This is a genomic window from Rhodoferax sp., from assembly GCF_039922535.1.
Classification (GTDB): Bacteria; Pseudomonadota; Gammaproteobacteria; order Burkholderiales; family Burkholderiaceae_C; genus Rhodoferax_B.
Genome location: NZ_JBDTEM010000301.1, coordinates 1 through 1,710, shown reverse-complemented (window position 1 = coordinate 1,710; position 1,710 = coordinate 1). Strand labels below are relative to the sequence as shown.

The 1,710-nt window shown below is 65.0% G+C and carries 2 protein-coding genes; one reads left to right on the top strand and one right to left on the bottom strand.

The window, feature by feature from the left end; genetic code table 11:
- Positions 1-1,236, top strand: a 1,236-nt coding sequence (locus ABI213_RS14165; RefSeq protein ID WP_348027587.1) for a DUF6445 family protein, incomplete at its 5' end; no start/stop codon positions are given.
- A 121-nt stretch (positions 1,237-1,357) separates the two neighbouring features.
- Here the strand turns inward: ABI213_RS14165 and ABI213_RS14160 are convergent.
- Positions 1,358-1,663: a c-type cytochrome gene (locus ABI213_RS14160; RefSeq protein ID WP_348014715.1), complete on the bottom strand. Its 306-nt coding sequence runs from the start codon at positions 1,661-1,663 to the stop codon at positions 1,358-1,360.
- Positions 1,664-1,710 lie beyond the last annotated feature (47 nt).

Below are 1,710 nucleotides of genomic sequence, written 5' to 3'. Positions count from 1 at the left end.
CACCAGGCCCAGGGCCGCATCAACCAGGCGTTTGCCTGCTACCAGCAGGCGCTGCAGGAGCAGCCCCAGCATCCCGAGGCCCTGCACCTGATGGGCATGGCCTACGTGGCCATGGGCATGGCGGTTCTGGGCGTGCCCTTGGTCCGCCAGGCCATCGGCCTGGAGCCTGACACCATCGCCTACCGTCTGGAACTGGCGCAGGTACTGACCCAGCAGGGGCAGACCGACGAGGCCAGCACGGTGCTGCAGGCTGCGTGTGCCCTTGAGCCCGTGAGCCCGCAAGCGCTGGCTCAGCTAGGTGTGTTGCAAATCCAGCTAGAGCGCTACGCCGAGGCCGAACGCAGCTATGCCGCCGCCGTGGCGCTGGATAGCGAACAAGCCACCTGGCACGAAGCGCTGGCCCAACTGCAGCATCTGCGTTGGAGCCTGCCCGAGGCCCAGGCCAGTAGCCAGCGCGCGCTGGCACTGGGCGGCCCGCAGATGGCGCAGCGCCTGAACCTGGGCTATGCCGAGCCCCGAAACCCCCGGCCGGTGCCACCGCCACTGGACTTGTTGCGTGCTGCACCCGGCGTGGACCTGGCCACCGCCTGCCAGGAGCGTGACCTGCTGGTGATCGACGATTTTCTGCCGGACCCCATGGCCTTTCGGACGCAGGCGCTGGCCCTGTGCCTGCAGCGCACCCAACTGCTAGCCAACGGCGTGTTCCCCGGTGTGCAAACCGCCGCCCAGCCCTGCGGTGCCACCATGCAGCGCATTGCCGACGCGCTGGGCCGCACCGTCAAATGGGATTCGCCTGACCATGGTGCCCTGCGCGTCAGCCTGGCCACAGACGAAGCCCGCGCCGACGTGCATGTGGACAGCCCCACGCTGCCGCATATTTTTGGCGGCGTGCTGTACCTGAGCCTGCCCGAGGATTGCCAGGGAGGCACCAGCTTTTACCGCCACCGCGCCACCGGCCTGGCGCGCCGCCCGGAAGCGGCGGACATACAGGCGGGAGGCTTTGCCAGCCTGCTGGACTTCCAAAAACGCCACCTGCCGCCCAACAAGCTGCAAGCTTTCGCCCAGTGGCGGGCGCAGCGCGATGGCCGCTGGGAATGGTTGATGGAAGTGCCGATGCGCTTTAACCGCCTGATCGTCTTCCGCAGCGACTATTTCCACGCCGTCACCGAATTGTTTGGCAACCAACCAGACAACGGGCGGCTGGTGCAACTGTTCCATTTTCAGGCTGTCAGCTGATTGCTATATTTTATCTAGCTGCCTGCGCAGGTGCATACTGCGCTAGAGGCCTAAAAGACCATTAAAAAAGCCCGCAACGGTGCGGGCTTTGGCGTATGTGCTGTGGTGGGCTGTGTGGGGCTTACTTCAGCGACAGCACCCACGCGGCTAATTTTTTGGCGTCGGCTTCGTTCACCTGCGCGTTGGCGGGCATGGCCATCGGCCCCCACACACCAGAGCCGCCCTGGCGGATTTTCAGCGCCAGTTGCGCGGCCGCACCCTTGTCACCCCGGTACTTCTCGGCCACGTCCTTGAAGGCCGGGCCGACCACTTTGTGCTCCACCGAGTGGCAACCCAGGCAGTTCTTGGCCTTGGCCAGGTCCAGGCTGGCCAAGGCCGGGGTGCAGCAAGCGGCCGCCAGTGCCAAAGTAAACAGGGCTTGTCTCATTCTTTTCCTTGTGGTGTGGGGTACAGTGAATAATTTTATCGGGCGGT